At 58.3% G+C, this 26,653-nt stretch carries 22 protein-coding genes; 16 read left to right on the top strand and 6 right to left on the bottom strand.

The window, feature by feature from the left end:
• The first annotated feature begins 51 nt into the window (after positions 1–51).
• The 11 genes from cybC to ABLV08_RS18770 all read left to right on the top strand — a co-directional run bounded on the left by cybC (position 52) and on the right by ABLV08_RS18770 (position 9,433).
• Positions 52–438, top strand: a complete 387-nt coding sequence (gene cybC, locus ABLV08_RS18820) for a cytochrome b562 (RefSeq protein ID WP_015368578.1) — start codon at positions 52–54, stop codon at positions 436–438.
• A 289-nt stretch (positions 439–727) separates the two neighbouring features.
• Positions 728–1,066, top strand: coding sequence for a PRD domain-containing protein (locus ABLV08_RS18815; protein WP_015368577.1), 339 nt, complete (start codon positions 728–730; stop codon positions 1,064–1,066).
• Between the two features lie 10 nt (positions 1,067–1,076).
• Positions 1,077–1,439, top strand: coding sequence for an SFCGS family glycine-rich protein (locus ABLV08_RS18810; protein ID WP_015368576.1), 363 nt, complete (start codon positions 1,077–1,079; stop codon positions 1,437–1,439).
• A 2-nt stretch (positions 1,440–1,441) separates the two neighbouring features.
• Positions 1,442–1,741: a DUF4312 family protein gene (locus ABLV08_RS18805; protein ID WP_015368575.1), complete on the top strand. Its 300-nt coding sequence runs from the start codon at positions 1,442–1,444 to the stop codon at positions 1,739–1,741.
• 21 nt (positions 1,742–1,762) lie between these two features.
• Positions 1,763–2,539: a DUF4311 domain-containing protein gene (locus tag ABLV08_RS18800; RefSeq protein ID WP_015368574.1), complete on the top strand. Its 777-nt coding sequence runs from the start codon at positions 1,763–1,765 to the stop codon at positions 2,537–2,539.
• A 13-nt stretch (positions 2,540–2,552) separates the two neighbouring features.
• Entirely contained in the window at positions 2,553–3,197 is a 645-nt protein-coding gene (locus ABLV08_RS18795) for a DUF4310 family protein (RefSeq protein WP_015368573.1), read from the top strand.
• Positions 3,198–3,309: 112 nt separating this feature from the next.
• Positions 3,310–4,443, top strand: coding sequence for an amidohydrolase/deacetylase family metallohydrolase (locus tag ABLV08_RS18790; RefSeq protein WP_015368572.1), 1,134 nt, complete (start codon positions 3,310–3,312; stop codon positions 4,441–4,443).
• On the top strand, positions 4,427–5,545 hold the full coding sequence (locus ABLV08_RS18785) for a DgaE family pyridoxal phosphate-dependent ammonia lyase (protein ID WP_348856151.1): 1,119 nt from the start codon (positions 4,427–4,429) through the stop codon (positions 5,543–5,545). The genes ABLV08_RS18790 and ABLV08_RS18785 overlap by 17 nt, the downstream gene beginning before the upstream one ends.
• Positions 5,542–6,282 carry a KDGP aldolase family protein gene (locus tag ABLV08_RS18780; protein WP_015368570.1) on the top strand — a complete coding sequence of 247 codons (741 nt, stop codon included), beginning with the start codon at positions 5,542–5,544 and terminating at the stop codon, positions 6,280–6,282. Before ABLV08_RS18785 ends, ABLV08_RS18780 begins: the two co-directional genes overlap by 4 nt.
• Positions 6,283–6,348: 66 nt before the next feature.
• On the top strand, positions 6,349–7,500 hold the full coding sequence (locus tag ABLV08_RS18775; RefSeq protein ID WP_015368569.1) for a lactonase family protein: 1,152 nt from the start codon (positions 6,349–6,351) through the stop codon (positions 7,498–7,500).
• A 22-nt stretch (positions 7,501–7,522) separates the two neighbouring features.
• Positions 7,523–9,433, top strand: a complete 1,911-nt coding sequence (locus ABLV08_RS18770; RefSeq protein WP_047058376.1) for a PRD domain-containing protein — start codon at positions 7,523–7,525, stop codon at positions 9,431–9,433.
• 17 nt (positions 9,434–9,450) lie between these two features.
• Here the strand turns inward: ABLV08_RS18770 and nrdG are convergent, their stop codons facing one another.
• From nrdG to ABLV08_RS18755, 3 genes are all read right to left on the bottom strand, one after another.
• Entirely contained in the window at positions 9,451–9,915 is a 465-nt protein-coding gene (gene nrdG, locus ABLV08_RS18765; protein ID WP_015704204.1) for an anaerobic ribonucleoside-triphosphate reductase-activating protein, read from the bottom strand.
• Between the two features lie 242 nt (positions 9,916–10,157).
• A complete protein-coding gene (gene nrdD / locus ABLV08_RS18760; protein WP_015368566.1) occupies positions 10,158–12,296 on the bottom strand; it encodes an anaerobic ribonucleoside-triphosphate reductase in 2,139 nt (712 codons plus the stop codon).
• Between the two features lie 357 nt (positions 12,297–12,653).
• Entirely contained in the window at positions 12,654–13,397 is a 744-nt protein-coding gene (locus tag ABLV08_RS18755; protein WP_032715487.1) for a MurR/RpiR family transcriptional regulator, read from the bottom strand.
• 261 nt (positions 13,398–13,658) lie between these two features.
• Here ABLV08_RS18755 and ABLV08_RS18750 point away from each other — a divergent pair, with 261 nt between their 5' ends.
• The 3 genes from ABLV08_RS18750 to celB all read left to right on the top strand — a co-directional run bounded on the left by ABLV08_RS18750 (position 13,659) and on the right by celB (position 16,742).
• Positions 13,659–13,967, top strand: coding sequence for a PTS sugar transporter subunit IIB (locus ABLV08_RS18750; RefSeq protein ID WP_020079792.1), 309 nt, complete (start codon positions 13,659–13,661; stop codon positions 13,965–13,967).
• Positions 13,968–14,056: 89 nt separating this feature from the next.
• Entirely contained in the window at positions 14,057–15,364 is a 1,308-nt protein-coding gene (locus ABLV08_RS18745) for a 6-phospho-beta-glucosidase (RefSeq protein ID WP_348856149.1), read from the top strand.
• 25 nt (positions 15,365–15,389) lie between these two features.
• Positions 15,390–16,742, top strand: a complete 1,353-nt coding sequence (gene celB / locus ABLV08_RS18740) for a PTS cellobiose transporter subunit IIC (RefSeq protein WP_015704207.1) — start codon at positions 15,390–15,392, stop codon at positions 16,740–16,742.
• 56 nt (positions 16,743–16,798) lie between these two features.
• Here the strand turns inward: celB and treC are convergent, their stop codons facing one another.
• The 3 genes from treC to treR form a co-directional block, all read right to left on the bottom strand.
• The gene (gene treC / locus ABLV08_RS18735; protein ID WP_045364909.1) at positions 16,799–18,454 is read right to left on the bottom strand and encodes an alpha,alpha-phosphotrehalase; all 1,656 of its coding nucleotides are present in this window, start codon (positions 18,452–18,454) and stop codon (positions 16,799–16,801) included.
• 51 nt (positions 18,455–18,505) lie between these two features.
• Positions 18,506–19,924 (bottom strand): PTS trehalose transporter subunit IIBC, encoded by a 1,419-nt coding sequence (treB, locus tag ABLV08_RS18730; protein WP_015368560.1) that lies wholly within the window; start codon positions 19,922–19,924, stop codon positions 18,506–18,508.
• A gap of 130 nt (positions 19,925–20,054) precedes the next feature.
• Positions 20,055–21,002: a trehalose operon repressor TreR gene (treR, locus tag ABLV08_RS18725; RefSeq protein ID WP_015704209.1), complete on the bottom strand. Its 948-nt coding sequence runs from the start codon at positions 21,000–21,002 to the stop codon at positions 20,055–20,057.
• Positions 21,003–21,383: 381 nt separating this feature from the next.
• Here treR and mgtA point away from each other — a divergent pair, with 381 nt between their 5' ends.
• Both mgtA and ABLV08_RS18715 read left to right on the top strand, forming a co-directional pair.
• A complete protein-coding gene (gene mgtA, locus ABLV08_RS18720) occupies positions 21,384–24,092 on the top strand; it encodes a magnesium-translocating P-type ATPase (RefSeq protein WP_032715491.1) in 2,709 nt (902 codons plus the stop codon).
• Between the two features lie 158 nt (positions 24,093–24,250).
• Entirely contained in the window at positions 24,251–26,644 is a 2,394-nt protein-coding gene (locus tag ABLV08_RS18715; protein WP_348856147.1) for a family 20 glycosylhydrolase, read from the top strand.
• The last annotated feature ends 9 nt before the right edge of the window (positions 26,645–26,653 follow it).

The raw sequence follows: 26,653 nt of genomic DNA, 5'->3' as shown, positions 1-26,653 counted from the left end.
CGCGTCCTGCCGCGCCCGTTTTATATCTTCATAATAAAAAGGAAGTGAGCAATGCGTAAAAAACTGTTAGCGATGCTGGCCGTCTCTGCTTTTGCGCTCGGTTCGGCATCGGCGTTCGCCGATCTTGGCGAAGACATGGACACCCTTGCGGAAAACCTGCAGGTGGTACAAAAAACCTCTGACATTGGCGAGCTGAAAGCGGCGCTGAATAAGATGCGCACCGCTGCGGTTGACGCGCAGAAAGAGACGCCGCCAAAACTGGAAGGCAAAGCGGCCGATAGCCCGGAGATGAAAGATTTCCGCCACGGTCTGGAAACGCTGGTCGGCCAGATCGACGGCGCGCTGAAGTTAGCTGACGCTGGTAAGCTGAAAGAGGCGCAGGCTGCCGCGGAGGACTTCAAAACTACCCGCAATACTTACCATAAGAAGTATCGCTAATCGCCATTTTCGGGAGGCGTCAGCCGATGTCTCCCGCCTAAAAGCCTACCTGTATCACATTTTTCCCTTTTCTTTTTCCGGTCTTTCTGCGGTCGTTTTCCGCTAAACCTCGCTCATTGTTGTGATGCGCATCACGTCATATCGCCTGTTTTTACATTTATCCGGCGAATATGTGGAGTCGATCACCTAAGCCTTCTCCCTTTCCACTTCGAAGTGGAAAACAACTCGCTACAAACTCCTGACCCCCGGCGCTACTTTGGATTCCAGAGACATCAGCGGGGTAACACAAGTGAATAACGGAGCGGTAATAAACGACGTAGGGGAGCAGGCGGCGCAGACCGAACGCCTGGCTGACAAGATGTTACAGCAGGTATTCGCCCTGTTAAGCCGTCACGACATCGTCCCTAACGACGTTCAGGAGCAAATGCTGACTTCCCACGTGCGGGCCATGGCCCACCGGTCAATCAGCGGCGAACCGCTACCGGAAGTGGATGCCAGTCTGTTCGAAGAAATTTCTGAAGATTCAATGATGCTGGCCCGCGAAGTGGTCGCACAGTTCGGCAACCTGCCTGATGAAGAGGCCTGGTTGTTGTCCGTCCACTTCGAAGTCGCAAAAGAAAACCTGTAAGGAGCAAAACATGGAACAAATCACCGTAGTTATTGGCGACCGTCTGGGTAAAGGACAAAAAGTCGCGGCAGGCGCAGAAAAAGCCGGCGCACGTGCAGTGGTCGTCCCTGGCGTTGCTGCAGATATGAAACTTGGCGACATGATGAAAGCGGAAAACGCCTCTTTCGGCATCTCCTTCTGCGGTAGCGGCGGCGCAGGCGCCATCACCGCGCAGACCAAGTACGGTTACAAAGCAAAATACGGCATGCGTTCTATTGAAGAGGGCGTCACCGCCATCAACGAAGGCTGCAACGTGCTGGGCTTCGGCTTCATGGATAAAGAAGAGCTGGGCGAGCGCCTGGTTGAAGCCTGGAAAAAGAAATACGGCGCATAAGTATGAAAGAGCAATTCACCACCACGGTGAGGGTTGCAGGCAAAGGCGAAAGCAAATCACGGGCCTTCGCCGATGCCCTGAACCATGTGCAGGCTGCGGTGATGAAATCATCATCGCGCATCCTACTGCGTATTGAGCCACAGGACGTGACGGTTGTTCATGCGCGCGAAGCGGTACGAAAAGAGGCGTTTCTGTTCATCTTTTTGCGCCGTGAACGACGGACCTACAGCGTGGAGCTGGACGTCACCGTCAACGTGACCGCCATCGATCTCGATAAAGTGGATTTCGTCACGCAAACCTGATTGTTACCAAAGGGTCAGACTATGTTCCTGATAATTTTAATAAAATCGCTCATCATCGGCGGCCTGGTCGGCGTCGGCGTGGGCGCCGGAGCGGCACGCATGTTTCACGCGCCCACCACGCAAGGGATGGGGGCGTTTCGTACCTTGGGCGAGCTGAATTCCTGCGAAGGCGATCCGGCTTCTCACTTCTCTTTTGGTCTCGGCTTCTTCTTTAACGCCTGGGCCTCTTCCGTTGCAGCAGGCTCCTTCACTCAGGACGTTGACCACCGCATTATCCCGAACTGGGGCGCGGCGGCGTTGATGGTGAAAAATCGTAACGTTGGCGAAACGCTACACGATCCGAAAAAAATGGCCATTGCCTGCGGCATCATCGGCATGATCGTCGTCGCCTTCCTTAACCTGACCGCCTCTTCCGTACCGGAAGCGCTGCAGGTCACCGCCGTTAAGGTATTGGTTCCGGCGGCAAACCTGCTGGTGAACACCGTGATGCCGGTGATTTTCTGGCTGGCGGCTATCGATGCCGGTAAGAAATCAGGCTTCTGGGCGACGATTTTCGGCGGCGCGGCGCAGCTGATTATGGGGAACGCCGTACCGGGTCTGGTACTGGGGATCCTGATCGGTAAAGGCGTGGAAGAGAGCGGCTGGAACCGGGTAACCAAAGTGATGATGATCGCCATTGTCGCGTTGTTCGTCCTCAGCGGCTTCTTCCGCGGCTTCGACATGAAGATGCTCGAATCCTTCCATCTGACCGTGCCGAACTGGCTGGACATGATCCACAACTCACTCAGCGGCAAGTAACGGGAGCCTAATAATGGAACAGAATAAAGGTTTTTGGTATGCCGACTGGTCGTTCCCGATCTTTGTTGGCCTGCTCTCCTCCGGCGTCTTCGCCGGGACGCACATGTACTATCTGTACGGCATCGGCGCCTTTAACGAAGTGGCCTTCGTGGCGATGTTGAAGGCAGGGATTGATACCGGCGCGTACGGCGCGGTGGCGGCATTCGGCGCAAGCTTCCTGTTCGCCCGCATCATCGAAGGTTCGCTGGTGGGGATTCTGGATATCGGCGGCGCCATTCAGACCGGTATCGGCCTCGGCGTACCGGCGCTGCTGCTCGGCGCGGGCTTTGTCTTCCCGGTGGCGAACTTCGCCGCGTCGCTGGCAACCGGCCTGATCCTCGGCCTGGCAGTCGGCTACATCATCATTCTGGCCCGTAAGTTCACCATCAACCAGAGCGACTCCACCTACGGCGCCGACGTGATGATGGGGGCCGGTAACGCCTCCGGCCGCTTCCTCGGCCCCTTGATCATCCTCAGTGCGATGACGGCGTCTATTCCTATCGGAATTGGTTCTTTGGTTGGCGCACTGCTGTTCTACATCTGGCAGAAACCGATCACCGGCGGCGCCATCCTCGGCGCGATGATCCTCGGTTCCATCTTCCCGATTGCGATTAGCTAATCGCCCGATGGCGCCGCGCTTATCGGGCCTGCAAGTCAGCGCGATTTGTAGGCCGGATAAGGCGGCACGCCGCCATCCGGCAACAGATTCACTCTTTCATCAGGAGATAGCTATGTTTGATTTACTCCTGCGCCGTGCGCGCCTCGTCGACGATACCCTGACTGATATCGCCATCCAGGACGGGAAAATCGCGGCGCTGGGCGAGATTAGCGCGCCCTCCCGTAAAACCATCGAGCTGAACGGCAAGGTTTACGTCAGCGCTGGCTGGATTGACTCTCACGTTCACTGCTACCCGAATTCACCAATTTATCACGATGAGCCGGATAGCGTCGGCATCGCCACCGGCGTCACCACCGTGATTGATGCCGGCAGCACTGGCGCCGACGACGTCGATGACTTCTATCAACTGACCCGTAAAGCGGCGACGGAAGTTTATGCGTTGCTCAACATCTCCCGCGTCGGGCTGATTGCGCAGAATGAGCTGGCGAATATGGCTAATATCGACGCCGCCGCGGTGAAGCAGGCGGTGCAACGTCATCCTGATTTTATCGTCGGCCTGAAGGCGCGGATGAGCAGCAGCGTCGTCGGCGAAAACGGCATTACGCCGCTGGCGCGCGCCAAAGCCATTCAGCAGGAAAACGGCGATCTGCCGTTGATGGTGCACATCGGCAATAACCCGCCGAACCTCGATGAAATCGCCGATCTGCTGAGCAGTGGCGACATCATTACCCACTGCTATAACGGCAAGCCGAACCGTATTCTTAATCCTGCCGGCGAGCTGCGCAGCTCCATTACTCGCGCTCTGCAGCGCGGCGTGCGCCTCGATGTCGGCCACGGTACCGCCAGTTTCAGCTTTGAAGTGGCGCGGCGGGCGATTGCGATGGGCATTCTGCCGCACACCATTAGCTCCGATATTTACTGCCGTAACCGTATCGACGGCCCGGTGCGCTCGCTGGCGCTGGTGATGTCGAAATTCCTCGCCATCGGCATGACCCTGCCGCAGGTCATTGACTGCGTGACCGTCAGCGCCGCCGAGGGGCTGCGCCTGACGCGGAAAGGGCGCCTCGAAGAGGGCTTCGATGCCGATTTAACGCTATTTAGCCTGCAGCATCAGCCCACGTTGCTGGTAGATGCCGAAAAAGAGAGCCTGCAGGCTGACAACATTCTGGTGCCGCTGGCCGCGATTCGCGCGGGCAAGGGCTATCTGACCGAACAAGGGAGCGCGGAACATGCCTTCGATTTTTGAGAAATACCATTTAAAACAAGTTATTAACACTTCTGGCCGAATGACGGTGCTGGGCGTTTCCACGCCGCGCCCGGAAGTGGTTGAAGCCGCGATGGCCGGTATGAACCAGTACTTTGAAATGAAAGACCTGGTGAATAAAACCGGCGAGTACATCGCCAAACTGCTGGATGTGGAAGGGGCGACCGTTGTCTCCTGCGCGTCGGCGGGGATTGCCCAGTCGGTCGCGGCGGTGCTGGTGAAAGACAGCGACTGGCTGCTGGAAAACCTGCACGTTACCCCGATTGAAAATAACGAAATCGTGTTGCCGAAGGGCCACAACGTCAACTTCGGCGCGCCGGTTGGCACCATGGTGGCGCTGGGCGGCGGTAAGCTGGTGGAAGCAGGCTACGCCAACGAATGTTCTGCCCAACAGCTGGCGGCGGCGATCACTCCGCGCACCGCGGCGATTCTGTACATCAAATCCCACCACTGTGTGCAAAAAAGCATGCTTAACGTCGCGCAGGCCGCGGAAGTGGCGCGCCAGCATAACTTGCCGCTGATCGTCGATGCGGCGGCGGAAGAAGATCTGCAGTGCTACTACCGCATGGGCGCCGATTTGGTTATCTACAGCGGCGCGAAAGCGATTGAAGGGCCGACCAGCGGGCTGGTCATCGGCAAAACGCAGTACGTTGAGTGGGTTAAGCGCCAGTCGATGGGGATTGGCCGGGCGATGAAAGTGGGTAAAGAGGGCATTCTCGGCCTGACCTGCGCCATTGAACACTACCTGACGGCGACCAAAGAGAGCGGCCAGCAGATGGTGGACAAGATGACGCCGTTTATCGAACAGCTCAACACTCTCAACGGCGTGACCGCGCGGGTGGTGTGGGATAGCGCGGGCCGTGATATCGCCCGCGCCGAAATTAAATTTGATGAAGCGACCACCGGCGTGAATACCGGCGATCTGGTTAACGCCCTGAAGCAGGGCGAATACGCCATTTACTTCCGCGGCTATAAAGCGAATGAAGGCATTATCGAAGCCGATGTCCGCAGCGTGAACGCGCAGCAGCTGGAGGTGGTCGCTCGCCGCATCGCAGAAGTTCTGAATAAGGAGAAAAAAGCATGAAACTGACCCCAAACTTTTACCGTGACCGCGTGTGCCTGAACGTACTGGCGGGCAGCAAAGACAACGCCCGTGAAATTTACGAGGCGGCGGAAGGTCACGTACTGGTCGGCGTGCTCTCCAAAAACTATCCGGACGTCGCCAGCGCGGTGGCCGATATGCGTGAATACGCGAAGCTGATTGATAACGCGCTCTCCGTCGGGCTGGGCGCAGGCGATCCAAACCAGTCGGCGATGGTGAGCGAGATTTCTCGCCAGGTGCAGCCGCAGCACGTCAACCAGGTCTTCACCGGCGTGGCTACCAGCCGCGCGCTGCTCGGGCAGAATGAGACCGTGGTGAATGGCCTGGTCTCGCCGACCGGCACGCCGGGAATGGTGAAGATCTCAACCGGCCCGCTGAGCAGCGGCGCGGCGGATGGGATTGTTCCGCTGGAAACCGCCATCGCGCTGTTAAAAGATATGGGCGGCAGCTCAATCAAATACTTCCCGATGGGCGGCCTGAAGCACCGCGCCGAGTTTGAAGCCGTCGCCAAAGCCTGCGCCGCGCACGATTTCTGGCTGGAACCGACCGGCGGTATCGATCTGGAAAACTACAGCGAGATCCTGAAAATCGCGCTGGATGCCGGCGTGAGTAAAATCATCCCGCATATTTACAGCTCGATTATCGATAAAGCCAGCGGCAACACCCGCCCGGCCGATGTGCGCCAGTTGCTGGAGATGACCAAACAGTTAGTGAAGTAGTGCTCTTGCCCCTCACCCTCAAAGGGTGAGGGGCAACTTATCCCACCGAACCATCAAGGAGTTACCATGCCAACCGCTCGTCACCTGCTTGTTGCTTCACTGTCTTTGCTTGCCGCCGGCGCCGCCGCGCAAACCCACTACGCCTGGATTGGTACCTATAATCCTAATGGCGAAGGTCTGTATCGCTTTACCGTCGATGCCAAAACCGGCGCTCTGCGCGATAAGGCGCTGGTGAGCTCGTTGCCGAACGTCGCGCAGTTAACCGTATCGCGCGATGGCAAAACGCTGTATGCCGCCAGTGAAGTCGAAAAAGGCGTGGTGCAGGCGTGGCGAATTGACAAGAACGGCGAGCTGACGGAACTCAACCAGGTTGCCTCCGGCGGCGCCGGGCCGGTGTATCTCTCCCTGACGCCGGATGGTAAATATCTGTTGGTGGCCAACTATGTTAGCGGCAGCACCGCCGTGCTACCGGTGAAAGAAGATGGTAGCCTGGGCGAGGCGGTGGATGTGCATCAGGATGAAGGTCCGGCCGGCGCCGAACGTCCGGCGGCGGCCGTCGAGGGCAGCTTTGCCATTAGCGATCACAATGGCCCTCACGCCCATATGATCGCCGCGGATCCCAGTGGGAAGTTTGTTTACTCCACCGATCTCGGGCTGGATCGGATCTATCAGTACCGGCTGGATAGCGCCAGCGGTAAGCTGACGCCGAACGATCCGCCGTTTATCGCCGCCTCATCGCCGGGAGCCGGCCCGCGCCACTTCGTCTTTACGCCAAAGGGCGACGGTCTGTGGCTGATTAACGAAGAAGCGTCGACGCTGACCTTCTATCATCTTGATAAGCAAAGCGGCCTGCTGCGCGAAGGCAAAACCGTCTCCGCGCTGCCGAAAGAGTATAAGGGTACCAGCTTTGCCGCGGGCCTGGTGTTGAGCAACGATGGCAAACAGCTATATGTCGCCAACCGCCTGCATAACAGCATTGCCCACTTTAGCGTGCTGGCTGACGGCAGCCTGAGCCACCAGGAGGATATCTGGACGCGTGGGGATTACCCCCGTACGCTGACGCTGGATAATCAGGGGCAGTGGCTGTACGTCATGAACCAGCGTAGCGATAATATTACCCGTTTTAGCGTGGCGCCGAAGGATGGCAAATTAACCTTTGCCCCAGACTACACGCCGGTCGGTAGCCCATCGCAGATGGTGATATCCGCCCAACCCTGAGCCGTAACAACAAGGAACTGACATGCGATTTCCCAACCAACGCTTAGCGCAACTCTTCACCCTGCTGCGAAATGAAACGCTGCCGCAGGATGAACTGGCGCAGCGGCTGTCGGTTTCTACCCGTACCGTGCGCGCCGATATCACCGCGCTGAATGCGCTGTTGGCGCAGTATGGCGCGCAGTTTACGCTCAACCGCGGTAGCGGTTATCAACTGAAAATTGACGATCGGTCGCGTTTTCAGGCGCTGGAGGAGACGGCGCCGAAGACGCAGCACGTGCCGCGTACCGCCCAGGAGCGCATCCACTTTTTGCTGGTGCGTTTCCTGACCTCGGCGTTCTCCATCAAGCTGGAAGATCTGGCCGATGAGTGGTTCGTCAGCCGCGCCACGCTGCAAAATGATATGGTCGAGGTGCGCGAGCGCTTCCAGCGTTATCAGTTGACTCTTGAAACCCGCCCGCGCCACGGCATGAAGCTGTTCGGCAGCGAGGTATCGATTCGCGCCTGCCTGACCGATTTACTGTGGGAGCTGACGCTGCAGGGCGGCATGAATCCGCTGATTAGCGCCGAGGCGCTGGAAGCGGATGTTCCTGCGCAACTGGAACCGGTGCTGCAGGAGACGCTCACCCGGCATCATATTCGCCTCACCGATGTCGGCGAGCGCTTTATCTGCCTGTACGGCGCGGTTGTGGTACGCCGCGTGAGTGAAGGCTACCCGCTGGCCGATTTTAGCGCTGAAGATGTGGCGCAAAACGTCCGCGACGCCGCGCGCGATTTGGCGGGGGAGCTACAGCGGTTGGCCGGAAAACCCTTCTCGCCCGCCGAGGAAGAGTGGCTGTGCGTGCATATCGCCGCCCGTCAGGTACAGGATGTCGATCCGGAAACCATCAGCGCCGACGATGACGAAGCGCTGGTCAATTACATTCTGCGTTACATCAACAGTCAGTATAACTACAACCTACTGGACGACGCCCAGCTGCACGCCGATCTGCTGACCCACATTAAAACCATGATCACCCGCGTGCGCTATCAGATAATGATCCCCAATCCGCTGCTCGATAACATCAAACAGCACTATCCGATGGCATGGGATATGACACTCGCCGCGGTATCGAGCTGGGGCAAATATACGCCTTATACCATCAGCGAAAACGAAATCGGCTTTCTGGTGCTGCATATTGGCGTCGGGCTGGAACGCCACTACAACATCGGCTACCAGCGCCAGCCGCACGTACTGCTGGTGTGCGATACCAGTAATGCGATGGTGCGGATGATCGAAGCGATCCTGCAGCGTAAATATCCGCAGTTGGCGATCGCCGCTACCATTTCCCAGCGTGAATATGAGCAGCGGGCGGCGATCGATGAGGATTTTGTCATCTCAACGGTACGGATCGGCGAAAAAGACAAACCGGTGGTGACCATCGCGCCGTTCCCCACCGATTACCAGTTAGATCAGATTGGCAAGCTGGTGCTGGTGGATCGTACCCGTCCGTGGATGTTGAATAAATACTTCGATGCCGCCCACTTCCGGGTGATCGATAAGCCGATAGATCAGCAAACGCTGTTTGCGGAGCTGTGTCAGCAGCTGCAGCAGGAAGGCTTCGTCGATGCAGAATTTCATGATTCGGTGGTCGAGCGTGAAGCGATTGTCAGCACCATGCTGGGCGACGGTATTGCGCTGCCGCACGCCCTCGGCCTGTTAGCGAAAAAGACGGTGGTCTATACCGTGATCGCCCCGCAGGGTATCGCCTGGGGCGACGAAACCGCCCATATCATCTTCCTGCTCGCTATCAGCAAGAGCGAGTATGAAGAGGCGATGGCGATCTACGATATTTTCGTGACTTTCCTGCGCGAGCGCGCCATGAGCCGCCTTGCCGCGACCCGTAGCTTCGATGAGTTTAAAACGGTGGCGATGGAGTGCGTCAGCCGGTTTTGAGAGGCTGACGGAGGGGATTAACGCAAATGATGCACGACCTGGTTGCTGCTGCCGCGCCAGATAAGCGCCGGGTCTTTTAAATCCTGCACAAACTTACCGTCGACCAGCACGTTAATCAGGTTCACGACTTCCATCTGCCCGGCGTTCAGTTCGTCAATCTTATAGCCGGTCCAGACCCAGATATCTTTACCGGGGCATTCGGCGCGTACGCGCTGCACCAGATTGAGGATCTCCGCGACGTTTTGCGGATGCAGCGGATCGCCGCCGGAGAGTGAAAGCCCCTGGCGTTTGATGCGGGTATCGTTGAGGTCGGCGATGATGCGGTCGGCCATCCCGGTTGTGAACGGCATACCGGAATTTACCCGCCAGGTGCTTTTGTTGTAGCAGCCGGGGCACTCGTGGACGCAGCCGGAGACAAACAGGGTGCAGCGGGTGCCGGGGCCGTTGACGATGTCGACGGGGTAGTATTGGTGATAATTCATTGTTTCCTCTTCTCATTTGCCGCTGCAGCGTCGTTGGCTGCGCTCGCTCGCCCGGGTCACTTACTCCAGTAAGCTCCCCGGGACTTACTCGTTTGCCGCCTTGCTCTGACGTTAATTGCTTTGCGAAAACGAAGGAGTGCGGCCATTTCCCGGCGTCGCTGAGCTCGGCCGGGCTACGACAGTGGCAGTGGTAGCCCGGATAAGGCGCTGCGCGCCGCTATCCGGGAAAAGCGCATTGATCTTTAACCAATCTGCCCATTGCCCAGGTGCTTCACGCGGCGCTTCACTTCTTCCTGCTTGCCGGCGTTGAACGGACGCGCGTCCGGGCTGCCGAGATAACCGCATACCCGGCGGGTCACCGATACGCGGGCGGCGTCGTGATTGCCGCATTTCGGGCAGGTAAAGCCCTTGCTGGTGCACTCGAACTCGCCGGTATATCCGCACTCGTAGCATTCATCGATCGGCGTATTGGTGCCGTAATACGGTACGTGCTGATAGCTGTAATCCCACACGTCTTCCAGCGCCTTGAGGTTATGCTGGATATTCGGATATTCGCCGTAGCAAATGAAGCCGCCGTTGGCCAGCGGCGGATACGGCGCTTCAAAATCGATCTTGTCGTACGGGTTAACCTTCTTCTCGACGTCGAGATGGAAGCTATTGGTGTAGTAGCCTTTTTCGGTCACGCCCGGTACCACGCCGAATTCGGCGGTATCGAGGCGGCAGAAGCGATCGCACAGGTTTTCGCTCGGCGTGCTGTACAGGCTGAAGCCGTAGCCGGTCTCTTCCTTCCATTGTTCAACGGCGTCGCGCAGACGCTGAACGATGGCGATGCCTTTTTCACGCAGCGCTTCGCTATCGTACATATGCTGATTGTTGTACAGCGCGTTGATGGTCTCGTGAATCCCGATGTAGCCCAGGGAAATGGACGCGCGGCCGTTCTTGAAAATTTCCGCGACGTCATCGTCGGCTTTCAGACGCACGCCGCAGGCGCCTTCCATATACAGAATTGGCGCGACGCGGGCTTTCACCCCTTCCAGACGGGCGATACGGGTCATCAGCGCTTTGCGCGCCAGCAGCAGGCGCTCGTCCAGCAGCGCCCAGAAAGCGGCTTCGTCGCCTTTCGCTTCCAGCGCGATACGCGGCAGGTTCAGGCTGATAACGCCGAGGTTGTTGCGCCCATCGTGTACCTGTTCGCCGTTCTCGTTTTCCCATACACCGAGGAAACTGCGGCAGCCCATCGGCGTTTTAAACGACCCGGTGACTTTCACTACCTGATCGTAGTTGAGAATATCCGGGTACATGCGTTTGCTGGCGCACTCTAAGGCCAGCTGTTTGATGTCATAGTTCGCATCGCCGAACTTATGGTTCAGGCCGTCGCGAATGGCGAAGACCAGTTTCGGGAATACCGCCGTTTTGCGGTTTTTCCCGAGGCCGGCGATGCGGTTGCGCAGAATCGACTGCTGGATCAGGCGCGACTCCCAGCTGGTGCCGAGGCCAAAACCAAAGGTGACGAACGGCGTCTGGCCATTGGCGGTATGCAGCGTGTTGACCTCATACTCCAGCGACTGGAACGCGTCGTAGCACTCTTTCTCGGTACGCGTACGGGCATACCCTTCGGCATCCGGGATCTGCCACTCTTCGGCAATTTTACGATGCTTTTTGAAGCTCTCGGTGACGAACGGCGCCAGCACTTCATCGATACGGTTAATGGTGGTGCCGCCGTAAATATGGCTGGCGACCTGGGCGATAATCTGCGCCGTGACCGCGGTGGCGGTAGAGATAGACTTCGGCGGCTCAATTTCGGCATTGCCCATTTTAAAGCCGTGCGTCAGCATGCCTTTCAGGTCGATCAGCATGCAGTTGAACATCGGGAAGAACGGCGAATAGTCGAGATCGTGGTAGTGGATCTCGCCGCGCTCGTGCGCCTGCACCACATCGCGAGGCAGCAGGTGCTGACGGGCATAGTGTTTGGCCACGATACCGGCCAGCAGATCGCGCTGGGTCGGGATCACTTTACTGTCTTTGTTGGCGTTCTCGTTGAGCAGCGATGAGTTGGTTTGCTCGACCAGACCACGAATTTCCTGGTTCAGACGGCCGCGCTTTTCACGCTCGATATCGCGATCGTGGCGATATTCGATATAGGCGCGCGCCAGCTGTTTCCACGGGCCGGACATCAACTGGTTTTCCACGGCGGTCTGGATGTCGTTGATATCGACCTGCGCGCGGCCCTGCATTTGCTGGCTAACGACTTCTGCGACGGTGGCGCAATAGTCTGCGTCATCGACTCCCGCTGCTTTAGCTGCACGCAGAATTGCTTCTTTAATGCGCTCTGACTTGAACGGCACTTTACAGCCATCACGTTTCATCACATGCGGTGTCATGATCACTCCATATATAGAACAGGTTATCCACAGAGGCGGAAGGTCTCCCAAAAGCGCGCCACGCTACGAGTAGCGGCGTTTGCCTTCGGATCCGGCCCTTTTTATCCACATCTCATCACCGCCCAACAACGACAAGATATGGTGACATAATAGACGATTAATACAATATGTAGGGCCGAGGCGCATTTTAAGTTCTATATGTAGTGATTTGCATCAAAGATGTTTGCGATTTTATTGACCCAGAACAAGGTAAAAAGGTGAGAGTACGGATGATGGGCGCTAGCGTGAAATGTAAATTTAGGCGCTTAAAATATAAGCAAAAATGGGGCCCGATCGCGAAGGGAACGGGCAGAATATTCAGGCAATCAATGTATCGTTAAGCAGATCGACAAGCAGCAGCAGGGCGTAGCGGGCATGCTGCGGGTTGACGGGCAGGGGAAGCACGGCGCTGGCCATATCCGCCAGCGCGTGCTGTTCCGGGGTCAGAGCGATAATCGTCACCCCTTGCGTACGCGCCTGCAGCGTCGCGCTCTGTAATACGGCATTGGCATCGGCGGTGGCCAGCACCAGCAGCAGGTGATCGTCATTAAGGGTACTGGCAGTCATTCGCATCAGCGCCGCATCCTGGCAGAGATTAATCGCGATACCGGATGGCAGCAACTGGTGCTGAAGCAGCGCCGCCAGCGCCACGTCCTGGGCGCCGAGGGCGAAGCAATGCACCGCGCGGGCGCTCAGCAGGCGCGATTTGCACTTCTCCACCGCCGCTTCGGCGGTGTGGCCGAGCTGACGGGTTAGCGTATCGCCGAGGCTGCTAAGTTTGTCGCGCCAGGCGACGGGCAGGGCGGCGCTATCCGGCGTGAGCCAGCTGGCGCGCCGTTCGCTGGCCTGCGCCAGCTGTTTGCGTAAATCACGAATATCATCACAGCCCACTGAACGGGCGAAGCGGGTGATGGTGGCCGGGCTGACCCCCGCGCTGGCGGCCAGTTCGTCAATCGAGGCGCTGGCGGTAAAGCTAAGATTTTCCAGAATAAAGGCGGCGACGCGCGACTCCTGAGCGCTAAAGCGGACCAATCCGTCCTGTAGTTGACCTACGATATCCATCCTGATGTTCCCTTTGGCAGTACCCGGAATTGAAAATATTTTTCACTTAGTGAATAGCCGTTTTTATAGCATCTGCGCAGAATATTTCCTATGTCTGGCATCGATGTTTCGCAATGGCATGAGGAAATAATGCGCAAAAATTGAGCCTCGATCACATCGGTGAAAATTATTTTCATATAGCCTTCACTATCACACAATATTAACAATATAGTCGCATAGGTCGTGAAGGCTGAAGCGATAAACACGCAAAGGGGAAGCGCAATGCCACGAATCGTACTCTGTTGTGCCGCAGGCATGTCGACCAGCATGCTGGTGAACAAAATGAAAGCGGAAGCCCAGCAGCGCGCGCTGGCGCTGGAAATCTATGCCGTAGCGGTGGCGGAATTTGAACGCGAACTGCCGAACGCCGACGTCATCCTGCTCGGGCCGCAGGTCAAATACGAAGCAGGCCGCCTGACCGCGCTGGCGGCGCCGCAGGGTAAAGCGGTGGCGGTGATTGATATGGCCGACTACGGCATGATGCGCGGCGCAGCGGTGCTGGATAAAGCGCTGGCCCTGCTCGAACGCTAATTTTCTAATCCCATTTTTATCACCCTCACGTGCGGTCCTGGCGATCGCGCGCGGCGATCTGCATGCCGAAAATGCGAATAGAGGTCACTATGCAAGCACTGAAAATCGCCGTTATCGGCGGCGGCAGCAGCTACACGCCGGAGCTTATTGAAGGGATTATCGTTCGTTATGAACAGCTTCCGGTCACCGAACTGGCGCTGGTGGATGTCGAATCCGGCAGGGAAAAGGTTGAGATCATTGCCGCGCTGACCCGGCGGATGTTGAAACATAAAGGGCTGGATCAGGTGGCGGTCAGCGTCCACTTTACGCTCGATGAGGCGATCCGCGGCGCCAGCTTTGTGCTGACGCAGCTACGCGTCGGGCAACTGGCGGCGCGCGCCGCGGATGAAAGGCTGGGTCTCAAATATCATCTATTGGGCCAGGAGACCACCGGCGTCGGTGGGTTCGCCAAGGCGCTACGGACGATCCCGGTGATCCTCGAAGTTGCGCGCAAAGTGGAACAGCTGGCGCCGGAAGCGTTCATTCTTAACTTTACCAACCCGGCGGGGATCGTCACCGAGGCGGTCAGCCGCTACAGCACGGCGAAGATCATCGGCCTGTGCAACGTGCCGATCAACATGCAGCACATGATCGTCGGGATGTTAGGCGCGCAGGAGTCCGAAGTGAAATTGCGCTTTGCCGGGCTCAACCATATGGTTTGGGTGCATAAGGTGCTACAGGGGCGCGAGGATGTCACCGGCAAAGTGATCGATATGCTCTGCGACGGTAAGGCGTTGTCGATGAACAACATTAAAGAACTGCCGTGGCCGGCGGAATTCCTCCGCGCGCTGAAGGCGATTCCGTGCCCTTATCATCGTTATTTCTGGCTGACGCCGGCGATGCTGGCGGAAGAGATCGCCGCAGCGAAAACCAAAGGCACCCGCGCCGAGCAGGTGATGAAGGTCGAGCAGGAGCTGTTTGCGCTGTACGCCGACCCGCAGCTGGAAGAAAAACCAGAGCAGCTGAGCTTTCGCGGCGGCGCTTACTACTCGGAAGTGGCCGTTGAGCTTATCAATGCGATTCACAACAACCTGGGCGCGGAGATGGTGGTAAACACCCGCAACAACGGCGCGATTCACGGCCTGGATGATGATGCGGTGGTGGAAACCAACAGCATTATCGATGCGCAAGGGGCGCGGCCGCTGGCGTTCGGCCCGCTGCCGCCGGCGATGAACGGCCTGACGCAGCAGGTGAAGGCCTTTGAAAGGCTGACGATTGAAGCCGCGGTACACGGCTGCCGCGAGAGCGCGCTGTTGGCGCTGGTGGCTAACCCGTTGGTCGGTAACGTCACCGATGCCCAGACGCTGCTGGATGAAGTGTTAACGATAAACCGTCAATGGCTGACGCAATTTAACTGACCGCTATTTCCCTCGGGAGCACACCATGTCGAATACAAGCTGGATTGAACGTTACGTCATGCCGGCGGCGCTGAAAATCGCCGGGCAAAAGCACGTCCTGTCGGTACGCGATGGCATCATTCTGAATATGCCGTTTATGCTGATTGGCTCGTTTTTCCTGATTTTCGCCTACCTGCCGATCCCCGGCTATGCCGACATGATGAGCGGCCTGTTTGGCGAGGTCTGGCGCGATAAAATGCTGTACCCGGTGAAAGCGACCTACGACATTATGGCGCTGATTTCCAGCTTCGGCATCGCTTATCGGCTGGCGGAGAAGTACCGCACCATCGACCCGCTGAGCGCCGGGGCGATGTCGCTGGTGGCCTTTGTGATGACTATCCCGCAGAACACCCTCTTTACCCCGGTACACGGCGCGGCGGAGGTGATTAAAGGAGTGATCCCGGTGAGCATGGTCGGCAGCCAGGGGCTGTTTGTCGCTATTGTCATTTCGCTGCTGTCGACGGAGATTTATCGTTTGGTCGCCAGCCGCAATCTCGTTATCCGCATGCCGGACGGCGTGCCGCCGGCAGTGGCGAAATCTTTCCTCGCCCTGATCCCCGGCTTCTGTGTTCTGGCGGTGGTGCTGGCGCTGCGCCTGGCGGTTGAGGCCTCGCCGTTCGGCGACATCAACAGCATGATCGCCACTTTGATCGGTATTCCGATGCATCACGTCGGCGGTACGCTGCCGGGGATGATTATTTCGGTGATAGTGATCGGTATTTTGTGGACGCTGGGCCTGCACGGCGACGCGATTGTGCTGGTATTTATCCAGCCGGTGTGGCTGTCGAATATGTCAGAGAACCTGACGGCCTTTCAGAACGGTCAGCCGATCCCGCATATCATTACCCAGCAATTTTACGATCTGTGGATTGCGCCCGGCGGCACCGGCGCGCTGCTGGGGCTGGTGATATTTATGTTGCTGCGCAGCCGTAGTCAGCAGATGAAACAGCTGGGGAAAATTGCCGCGCCGGGAGCGTTGTTTAACATCAGCGAGCCGATGGTGTTCGGCATCCCGCTGGTGATGAACCCGTACTTCTTCCTGCCGTTTATTTTAACGCCGGTGCTGCTGGTGATCGTGTCCTATACCGCAATGGCGACCGGGCTGGTGGCGCCGCCGGCCGGAATCGCGCTGCCGTTCACTACGCCGATCTTCATCAGCGGCTATCTGGCGACCGGCGGCCATATTTCCGGCACCATACTGCAGGTCGTGAATTTAACTATTTCGCTGGTGGTTTACTATCCGTTCTTCCGCGCCTGGGATCGGCTGAAGGCCAAAGAGGAGCACGCCTCAGCGCAGCCGCAGGAGAGCGTTATCCTTCCTGACGCTGACCGCGCGTAATCTCCAGCCCCACGAACCGGTAGCCCCGGTGAGCGTAGCGCCACCGGGGAAAAGCTTTATGCCTGCAACCACCATACCGCTTCGAACGGCCGCAGCGTCATTGCCGCCGGACGGTTGGCCGTTTCCGCATAGTTGCCAATCAGCGCCCGCCAGTCGCCAGACATCTCTGGCGGCTGCCACGGCTGGAACTCACGGCTCAGGTTGGCGGCCACCACCAGCGTCTGCCCCTGCCACTGGCGGCGATAACACCACAGCGACGGATGGTCCGGCAGCAGATCCTGATAATCCCCCCAGGTCAGCACCGGCGTGGTTTTTCGCAGTGCGATCAGCTGCTGATAGGTGTAAAACACCGATTCCGGATCCGCCAGCGCCGCCTCGACGTTAATCTCGCGATAGTTATTACCCAACGCGATCCAGGGTTCTCCATCGCTGAAGCCGCCGTTCTCGCCATCGTGCCACGGCATCGGCGTGCGGCTATTGTCGCGCGATTTGCTGGCCAGAATCGCCAGCAGTTCATCCGGGCTTTGTCCCTGCGCCGCGCGCTCGATAAACATGTTATGGCTTTCCACGTCACGATAATCGCTGATGTTGCTGAAATGCGGGTTGGTCATGCCAATCTCTTCGCCCTGATAGATATAGGGCGTGCCCTGCATGCCGTGCAGTACCATCGCCAGCATCTTCGCCGCCGGCACCCGGTACTCGCCCTCGTCGCCGAAGCGCGACACGATGCGCGGCTGATCGTGGTTACACCAGAACAGCGCATTCCACGCCCGGTTATGCATCCCTTGCTGCCAGTGGCGGAATAGCGCTTTCAGCGCCACGTAGTCCGGACGGGCGAGGGTCCATTTTTCACCGCCGGGATAATCGACTTTTAAGTGATGAAAATTAAACGTCATCGACAGTTCGCAGCCGTCCAGCGCGGCGTACTGTTGGCAGTGCTCAAGCGAAGTGGAAGACATTTCGCCCACGGTCATCAGGCCACGAGGGGTAAAGACATCGCGGCTCATTTCCTGCAGGAACTCGTGAACCCGCGGGCCATCGGTGTAGAAGCGGCGTCCATCGCCAACGGTATCGGAGGGGAAGTCCTGCTCCTTGGAGATAAGATTGATGACATCGAGGCGCAGGCCATCAACGCCGCGATCGGCCCAGAACTCGCAGACTTTTTTCAGCTCGGCGCGTACCGTCGGGTTTTCCCAGTTGAGATCCGCCTGCTCGGTGGCGAAAAGATGCAAATAATACTGTTCGCTTTCCGCATGCCATTGCCAGGCGTTACCGCCGAATTTCGAACGCCAGTTATTCGGCAATGCTCCCGGCTCGCCGTCGCGCCAGATATAGAACTGGCGGTACGGGCTCGCCTTATTTAACGACTGGCGGAACCATTCGTGTTCCGTCGAGGTATGGTTAAACACCATATCCAGCACGATGCGGATACCGCGCGCTTTCGCTCCGGCGACCAGTTGGTCGAAATCCTCCAGCGTGCCGTATGAGGGATCGATAGCGGTATAGTTCGCCACGTCATAGCCGTTGTCCACCTGCGGCGAGACGTAGAACGGCGTCAGCCAGATAGCGTCGACGCCGAGCTTTTGCAGGTAGTCGAGACGGGCGGTGACGCCGCGTAAATCGCCGGTACCGCTGCCGGTGGTGTCCTGAAAACTCTTCGGGTAGATTTGATAAATAACGCCGTTTTGCCACCAGCGGGGAAGGGTATTCATATTACGTTCCTGCGAATATAGGGGGCGCAAGCGGCGCCCCGAAAGAAGACGTTAGATAATCTGCAAGGTGCCCTGACGGTACTTGCGTTGATAAACCACGGTGGTGAGGATAATCGGCACTACCACGGCGATGGCCATCGCCGTGGCGTAGACCTGCCAGTAGCTTGGCTGAATCGACAGGATGCCCGGCAGGCCGCCGACGCCGATGCCATTCGCCAGCACGCCGTTCAGGCCGCACAGCAGGCCCGCGAGGCCGGATCCGACCATCGCGCACAGCATCGGGAAGCGGTACTTCAGGTTGATGCCGTACATCGCCGGTTCGGTGACCCCGAGATAGGCGGAGATCGCCGCGGGTACCGAGATTTCGCGTTCATTCTGTTTACGGCTGGCAATAATAATGCCGACCACCGCCGACGCCTGAGCAATATTCGACAGCGCAATCAGCGGCCATACCGGCGTGCCGCCCATGCTTTGAATCATCTGCATATCGATAGCGAGGGTGGTCTGATGTACGCCGGTTATTACCAGCGGCGCATAGAGGAAGCCGAACAGCGCGGCGCCGATCGGCGCGAAGCTGCCGGTTAACAAGTGGCGCACCGCGAAGGCCACGCCGTCGCCAATCAGACGACCAAACGGGCCGATAAAAGCGTGAGCGAGGAACACCGCCAGAATCAACGAGCACACCGGCACCACCACCAGGTAGAGGTAGTCAGGCACGATGCGCTTGAGACGTGTTTCGATAAAGCCCAGCGCCAGCCCCGCCAGCAGAGCCGGGATCACCTGCGCCTGATAGCCGACTTTCGCAATGGTAAACAGGCCGAAGTTCCACACTTCCGGCACCTGCTGGCCGAGCAGGTAGGCGTTCATCAACTGTGGAGAGACCAGCGTGACGCCAAGCACGATCCCGAGGATCGGCGTGCCGCCCATTTTCTTCACCGCTGACCAGCAGATCCCCACCGGCAGATAGAAGAAGATAGCCTCGCCAATCAGCCACAAGAAGTCATAAATCGTTTTCAACGACGGGTGCATTTGCGCCAGCGTCTGGCCGTTGCTCATTGGCAGATCGCCGATGACGTTACGGAAACCGAGGATCAGACCGCCGCTGATCAGCGCCGGCAGAAGCGGGAAAAAGATCTCGGCAAAGTGCGAGATCAACCGTTCATGCCACTTCATATTTTGCCGCGCGGCCTGTTTGGCCTGCTCTTTGTCGGCGGACGCCTGACCGGTGGTGGCCAGCAGCGCCTTATAGTAATCGCCGACTTCGGTGCCGATGACCACCTGAAACTGCCCGGCGTTAGTGAAGCATCCCTTCACCATGCGCAACTGCTCAATCTCTTTCGGTTTGGCGATGGCCGGATCGTTCAGCACAAAGCGCAAACGGGTAATACAGTGGCTGACGGTGGCAATGTTGCCGCGCCCGCCCACCAGTTCGATCAGTTTATCGATGTCCTGCTGGTTTACTTTGCTCATGATGAAGCCTCAAAAACAGAGGGGAGAGATGCCGTTTTTACCTTGCATGCATCCTAACCGTTCCGTTGGCAATGCAAAATGGGAACGTTCCCGAAACTCGGCGAAGATCACATAAATCACCCGAACGAGATTAATTCAGGGCAGCGGGAATGACGATTTGGCGGGGTTCGGCGTGGCCGGCGATCTGGTCGATCAGCTGCTGTGCCGCCTGGCGTCCAGCTTCGGCGTAGCCGGGATCGACGGTGAGGATCTCCGGATGCAGAAACTTCATCAGCGGCGTGCTGCCGACGCTGGCGAGTTGTAGCGTGTCGATACGCTGTTCCTGTAGATATTTACTGGCGCCGAGAGCGAGAGTATCGGTGGCGCAGACCAGCGCGCGGGTCTCGGGCGTCAGCACGCTGGCGACGCTTTCATAACCCTGCTTCATCGCCAGCCCCGGCAAAGCAGCGGTTGGCGTGAGCTTCTTTTGCGCGCAGAAATCGAGATACGCCTGATGACGGCGTTCCCCGGTGGTGACGTCGCTGTGCGGCACGCCGAGGAAGCTTATATGCCGGTGCCCGCGCTCATAGAGACGCTGCATCAGTAACTTGATCGCGCCATGATCGTCATAGCACACCGAAGCGAAGCCGGGGGCATCGCGCGCCAGCAGCACCAGCGTTTCGCGCCACGGCGCAAGCATCTCCTCGCTAATACCGGTAAAGCCGAACAGCACCACGCCGTCGATATTGCGCCGGGCGAGCATGCCCAGATGTTCTTCCACCAGTGCCGGAGAAAACTGGCTCTCCATCATGATCGGATCGTAGCCCTGCTGATAAAAGGCGGGCAGCATGGTCTGCACCGCTAAATTTTCCGACAGCGAATCCAGACGGGTGACGATAATCGCCACCACCTTATCGCTCTGACCACGCATGGCGCGGGCGGAGCGGGAAGGGGAGAAACCGTGCTGCTGCATCACCGCTTCCACCCGTTCGCGGGTGCGCTCGCTGACGCCGCTTTCGTTATTCAGCACGCGCGACACCGTCGACTTTCCGACGCCGCTTAAGCGGGCGATATCTTTGATTGTTAGCCGGTTTTGCATACGGGGTTCTCGCCATCGTCCGATTTGAGTGAGTCTAATGCTACTCAACGAATCCTCAATGAGCAAAGACTGGTTGATGTCTGGTTTAGTTGCCGGGCGGTATGATAGCCATAATAGCCACAAATAGTTTCCTGGTCGCGGTATACTCCGCGCCGTCTTGAGTCACTTACCGGAGAATTTTATGGACCCCGATCCCACTCCTCATCCTCGATGGATCAACCTTTCTTTCCGGTAAGCCTGTTTAGCACTGCTTTACCGGAAAGCGTAAAGCAGTGACGTCCACGATGTCCCTGCCCTATAAAAATAATGCCTGACAGGTAAGGCTTTGCCGCGCCTGTTGGCAACGCTGCGTTCGCTCGCGCGAGCGCGGAGGGACTGTTTATGCTGAAAAATTTTACCCGGCAGCTGTTCGCGCAGCTTAGCCGCCATTTACCACATCGTTTGATCCAGCGCGATCCGCTGCCCGATGCCCGCAATCTGGCCAGCGCGCCGATCCCGGATTCACTCGGCAAGCGCTGCCTGGACGTGGCGGCCATGGATGAGCAGGAGATCTGGCGCGCGTTCGATAGCCACCCTGAAGGGCTGAACGACGCCGAAGTGGCGGCGAAAATCGCCCTGCACGGCGATAACCAAATCCCCGCACAGAAGCCGTCGCCGTGGTGGATTCATCTGTGGACCTGCTATCGCAACCCGTTCAACCTGCTGTTGACGGTGCTCGGCATCGTCTCCTATTCCACTGAAGATTTGTTCGCTGCGGGCGTTATCGCGCTGATGGTCGGCATCTCGACGCTGCTTAACTTCATTCAGGAAGCGCGCTCGACCAAAGCGGCGGATGCGCTGAAGGCGATGGTCAGCAATACCGCCACGGTGCTGCGGGTCATCAACGAACAGGGCGAGAGCCGCTGGCTCGAACTACCCATCGACCAACTGGTGCCGGGCGATATTGTCAGGCTATCGGCGGGAGATATGATCCCGGCAGACCTGCGCATCATTGTGGCGCGCGACCTGTTTGTCGCTCAGGCCTCGCTGACCGGCGAATCGCTGCCGGTTGAAAAAGTCGCGCGCACCCGCGATCCGCTACAAACCAATCCGCTGGAATGCGACACCCTGTGCTTTATGGGGACCAACGTGGTGAGCGGCTCGGCGCAGGCTATCGTCTACGCCACCGGCGGCAACACCTGGTTCGGCCAGCTTGCCGGGCGCGTCAGCGAGCAGGAAAGCGAGCCGAACGCCTTTCAGAAAGGCATCAGCCGGGTCAGCATGCTGCTGATCCGCTTTATGCTGGTGATGGCGCCGGTGGTGCTGCTGATCAACGGCTACACCAAAGGCGACTGGTGGGAAGCGGCGCTGTTCGCGCTGTCGGTGGCGGTCGGCCTGACGCCGGAGATGTTGCCGATGATCGTCACCTCGACGCTGGCGCGCGGGGCGGTGAAGCTGTCAAAACAAAAAGTGATCGTCAAACACCTCGACGCCATTCAAAACTTTGGCGCGATGGATATCCTCTGCACCGATAAAACCGGCACCCTGACCCAGGATAAAATCGTGCTGGAGAACCATACCGATGTTTCCGGTAAATCCAGCGAGAGAGTCCTGCACACCGCCTGGCTCAATAGCCATTACCAGACCGGGCTGAAAAACCTGCTCGACACCGCGGTGCTGGAAGGCGTGGAGCTGGATGCCGCTCGCGGTCTCGCGGAGCGCTGGCAGAAGGTGGATGAGATCCCGTTCGACTTCGAACGCCGCCGCATGTCGGTGGTGGTAAAAGAGCAGGACGACGCGCATCAGCTGATCTGTAAAGGGGCGCTGCAGGAGATCCTCAACGTCTCAACTCAGGTGCGCTACAACGGTGAAATCGTACCGTTGGACGACACCATGCTGCGCCGTATCCGCCGGGTGACCGATACCCTGAACCGTCAGGGGCTACGGGTGGTGGCGGTGGCGACCAAATACCTGCCGGCGCGGGAAGGCGACTATCAGCGTGCGGATGAATCCGACCTGATCCTCGAAGGCTACATCGCCTTCCTCGATCCGCCGAAAGAGACCACCGCCCCGGCGTTGAAAGCGTTAAAGGCCAGCGGCATTACGGTGAAAATCCTCACCGGCGACAGCGAACTGGTGGCGGCGAAAGTGTGTCATGAAGTGGGGCTGGATGCGGGCGAAGTGGTGATTGGCAGCCAGATTGAAGCCATGAGCGACGACGAACTGGCAGCGCTGGCGAAACGCACCACGCTGTTCGCGCGCCTGGCGCCGCTGCATAAAGAGCGCATCGTGACGCTACTGAAACGAGAAGGCCACGTGGTGGGCTTTATGGGCGACGGTATTAACGACGCCCCGGCGCTCCGCGCGGCGGATATTGGCATTTCCGTTGACGGGGCGGTGGATATCGCCCGCGAGGCGGCGGATATCATTTTGCTGGAAAAAAGCCTGATGGTACTGGAGGAGGGGGTTATCGAAGGCCGCCGCACCTTCGCCAACATGCTCAAGTACATCAAAATGACCGCCAGCTCCAACTTCGGCAACGTCTTCAGCGTGCTGGTGGCCAGCGCCTTCCTGCCGTTTCTGCCGATGTTGCCGCTGCACCTGTTGATTCAGAACCTGCTGTACGATGTCTCCCAGGTGGCGATTCCGTTTGATAACGTCGACGATGAGCAGATCCGTAAACCGCAGCGCTGGAACCCGGCCGATCTCGGGCGTTTTATGGTCTTCTTCGGGCCGATCAGCTCGATTTTCGATATCCTCACCTTTGGCCTGATGTGGTGGGTGTTCCACGCCAACAGCGTCGAGATGCAGACCCTGTTCCAGTCCGGTTGGTTCATTGAAGGGCTGCTGTCGCAGACGCTAATTGTGCATATGATCCGTACCCGCCGCATTCCGTTCGTCCAGAGCCGCGCCGCGTGGCCGCTGTTCGCGATGACGCTGCTGGTGATGGCGGTGGGGATCGCGCTGCCGTTCTCGCCGCTGGCGGGCTACCTGCAGCTGCAGGCGCTGCCGCTCAGCTATTTCCCATGGCTGGTGGCGATTCTGGCGGGTTACATGGTGTTGACCCAGACCGTTAAAGGCTTCTACAGCCGCCGCTACGGCTGGCAGTAGCGGTTTCGCCCCTTTGCCGTTCGGCAGAGGGGCTTACCGGTATTTCTCTTAAATCTCATCAAGTTGTGAAGCCCGTCATCGCCATGTATTGACGCAATTTTGTGCGCATGTTAACCCAATGTTTTGCTTTTTTTGGCCCGTCATAAAAAGGAACATTGATGATTAACACCGTGCGTTACAGTCTGCTGACCAGCGGAATATTACTGAGCAGCATGGCGCTTGCCGCCCCGGCGGGCGATCTGCCGCTGATGCCGTGGCCCGCCCATGTAGAGCGCCCGCAGGCGCAGGGGGCGTTGGCGCTAAATAATCAGCTGACGATCAACGTCAGCGGCGACGATCTGGGCGAGGCGGCCAACCGCTGGCGTGAACGTGTTGCGCGGCAAACCGGCTGGACGCTACAGCCGCAGACGGCGCCGGCAAAAAGCCCAACCATTAACGTGATCGTCAATAAGAAAGTGCCTTTCCTGCCGCAGCCTGATAGCGACGAAAGCTATCAGCTAACCGTTAACGCCGAAGGCGCGACCCTGAAAGCCAATACGCGTTTTGGCGCGCTGCGCGGCATGGAAACGCTGCTACAGCTGGTACAAAACGGCCCTGACGGCACCACCATTCCTTATGTCGCCATTGACGATGCGCCGCGCTTCCCGTGGCGTGGACTGCTGCTGGATTCCGCCCGTCACTTTATGCCGCTGTCGGCGATCAAGCGGCAGATTGACGGTATGGCGGCGGCGAAGCTTAATGTACTGCACTGGCATCTGACCGACGATCAGGGCTGGCGCTTCGCCTCCAGCCGCTATCCGAAGCTGCAGCAGCAGGCCAGCGACGGCCTGTTTTATACCCAGGCGCAGATGAAAGACATTGTGCGCTATGCCGCCGAACGCGGTATTCGCGTGGTGCCGGAAATCGATATGCCGGGCCACGCCTCGGCGATCGCCGTAGCTTATCCGGAGCTGATGAGCGCGCCGGGGCCTTACGCGATGGAGCGCCACTGGGGCGTGCTAAAACCGGTACTCGATCCAACAAAAGAGGCCACCTACGCGTTTGCCGAGGCGATGGTCAGCGAACTGGCGGCTATCTTCCCCGATCCGTATCTGCATATCGGCGGTGATGAAGTCGATGACAGCCAGTGGCGCGCCAATCCGGCTATTCAGAAATTCCTCAAAGAGAAGGGGCTGGCGGACAGCCACGCGCTACAGGCGTACTTCAACCGGCGGCTGGAGAAACTGCTCGAGAAACATCACCGGCAGATGGTCGGCTGGGATGAAATCTACCACCCTGATTTACCGAAGAGCATTCTGATTCAGTCCTGGCAGGGGCAGGACGCATTAGGCGACGTCGCCAAACACGGCTATCGCGGCATTCTCTCCACCGGTTTTTACCTCGACCAGCCGCAGTACACCGCCTATCACTATCGTAATGAGATTATCCCGCAGGGGCTTAACGGTGTGGATACGATTACCGATAACGACAGCGCCCAGAGCTGGCAGTTTTCGATGCCGCGCCTGAAGGGCAGCGCGGTTGAGGGCAGCTTTACGCTGGTAAAAGGCGATAGCGGCTGGCGTGGATTTATTGATTTTAAAGGGAAATCACGGCGTGCCGTGCAGGAGATTGAATGGCTCGGCGACAATCAGGTCACGTTCCGCGTCGATACCTGGATGGGCGAGACCCGCCCGGTGCTAACCATTAACGACGACAAGCTCGCAGGCTACTTCCTGCTTGGCAACACCCGTTATCCTATTGACGGCAAGCGGCTGGATGCCGTGCCGCAGGGCATTCAGCCGACGCTGCCCGACGCGCAGCAACAGAAGAATCTGCTCGGCGGCGAGGCGGCGCTGTGGGCGGAAAACGTCGCCGCGCCGGTCATCGATATCAAGCTGTGGCCGCGGGCTTTTGCGGTGGCGGAGCGGCTGTGGTCGGCCGAAGACGTCAAAGACAGCGACAATATGTATCAGCGCCTGCAGGCGATGGACAGTTGGTCAACGGTCTCCGTCGGCCTGCAGCAGCACACTCAGCAGCTGGAGCAGTTCACCCGACTGGCGAACAGCAGCCATACGCTGGCGTTGCAGATCCTCGCCGAGGCGCTGGAGCCGGCGCATTACTACACCCGTCAGCATCTCAAGTTCCAGGCGAACAATTACCATCAATTTGAACCGCTGAACCGGCTGGCCGATGCGTTACCGGCGGAGAGCGATACCGTACGCAGCCTGAACCAGTGGGCGGAGCGGCTGATCAGCGATGCCGAAGACACTGAGAGCGCCGATGCGCTGCGCCACGTCTTTACCCGCTGGCAGAACAACAGCGGCGATGCGCTGGCGCTGACTGACAATAACTATCAGCTGGCGGCGATTAAACCGGTGGTGCAGCAGGTTGATAAGCTGGCGAGCCTCGGGCTGCGCTTGACCGATCTGGTGGCGCGGCAGGGAACGCTGGACGATAAAGAGTACGCCTCAATCCAGGCGCAGCTGGATACGGCGGCGAAAACCCAGGATGAGCTGGTGATTGCGGCGGTCTATCCGCTGGAGAAACTGCTGCGGGCAACGAAGATAAAATAGGGCATTTCC

Source organism: Klebsiella sp. CN_Kp088, from assembly GCF_040064335.1.
Classification (GTDB): Bacteria; Pseudomonadota; Gammaproteobacteria; order Enterobacterales; family Enterobacteriaceae; genus Klebsiella; species Klebsiella aerogenes.
The sequence above is the reverse complement of the archived record's forward strand: the minus strand, read 5'-3'. Positions and strand labels throughout refer to the sequence as shown.

Bases quoted from the DNA above. Each gene is read 5' to 3' on its own strand.
- cybC (WP_015368578.1), top strand. From the start codon at position 52: ATGCGTAAAAAACTGTTAGCGATGCTGGCCGTCTCTGCTTTTGCGCTC.
- ABLV08_RS18810 (WP_015368576.1), top strand. From the start codon at position 1,077: ATGGAACAAATCACCGTAGTTATTGGCGACCGTCTGGGTAAAGGACAA.
- ABLV08_RS18805 (WP_015368575.1), top strand. From the start codon at position 1,442: ATGAAAGAGCAATTCACCACCACGGTGAGGGTTGCAGGCAAAGGCGAA.
- ABLV08_RS18800 (WP_015368574.1), top strand. From the start codon at position 1,763: ATGTTCCTGATAATTTTAATAAAATCGCTCATCATCGGCGGCCTGGTC.
- ABLV08_RS18795 (WP_015368573.1), top strand. From the start codon at position 2,553: ATGGAACAGAATAAAGGTTTTTGGTATGCCGACTGGTCGTTCCCGATC.
- ABLV08_RS18790 (WP_015368572.1), top strand. From the start codon at position 3,310: ATGTTTGATTTACTCCTGCGCCGTGCGCGCCTCGTCGACGATACCCTG.
- ABLV08_RS18785 (WP_348856151.1), top strand. From the start codon at position 4,427: ATGCCTTCGATTTTTGAGAAATACCATTTAAAACAAGTTATTAACACT.
- ABLV08_RS18780 (WP_015368570.1), top strand. From the start codon at position 5,542: ATGAAACTGACCCCAAACTTTTACCGTGACCGCGTGTGCCTGAACGTA.
- ABLV08_RS18775 (WP_015368569.1), top strand. From the start codon at position 6,349: ATGCCAACCGCTCGTCACCTGCTTGTTGCTTCACTGTCTTTGCTTGCC.
- ABLV08_RS18770 (WP_047058376.1), top strand. From the start codon at position 7,523: ATGCGATTTCCCAACCAACGCTTAGCGCAACTCTTCACCCTGCTGCGA.
- nrdG (WP_015704204.1), bottom strand. From the start codon at position 9,915: ATGAATTATCACCAATACTACCCCGTCGACATCGTCAACGGCCCCGGC.
- nrdD (WP_015368566.1), bottom strand. From the start codon at position 12,296: ATGACACCGCATGTGATGAAACGTGATGGCTGTAAAGTGCCGTTCAAG.
- ABLV08_RS18755 (WP_032715487.1), bottom strand. From the start codon at position 13,397: ATGGATATCGTAGGTCAACTACAGGACGGATTGGTCCGCTTTAGCGCT.
- ABLV08_RS18750 (WP_020079792.1), top strand. From the start codon at position 13,659: ATGCCACGAATCGTACTCTGTTGTGCCGCAGGCATGTCGACCAGCATG.
- ABLV08_RS18745 (WP_348856149.1), top strand. From the start codon at position 14,057: ATGCAAGCACTGAAAATCGCCGTTATCGGCGGCGGCAGCAGCTACACG.
- celB (WP_015704207.1), top strand. From the start codon at position 15,390: ATGTCGAATACAAGCTGGATTGAACGTTACGTCATGCCGGCGGCGCTG.
- treC (WP_045364909.1), bottom strand. From the start codon at position 18,454: ATGAATACCCTTCCCCGCTGGTGGCAAAACGGCGTTATTTATCAAATC.
- treB (WP_015368560.1), bottom strand. From the start codon at position 19,924: ATGAGCAAAGTAAACCAGCAGGACATCGATAAACTGATCGAACTGGTG.
- treR (WP_015704209.1), bottom strand. From the start codon at position 21,002: ATGCAAAACCGGCTAACAATCAAAGATATCGCCCGCTTAAGCGGCGTC.
- mgtA (WP_032715491.1), top strand. From the start codon at position 21,384: ATGCTGAAAAATTTTACCCGGCAGCTGTTCGCGCAGCTTAGCCGCCAT.
- ABLV08_RS18715 (WP_348856147.1), top strand. From the start codon at position 24,251: ATGATTAACACCGTGCGTTACAGTCTGCTGACCAGCGGAATATTACTG.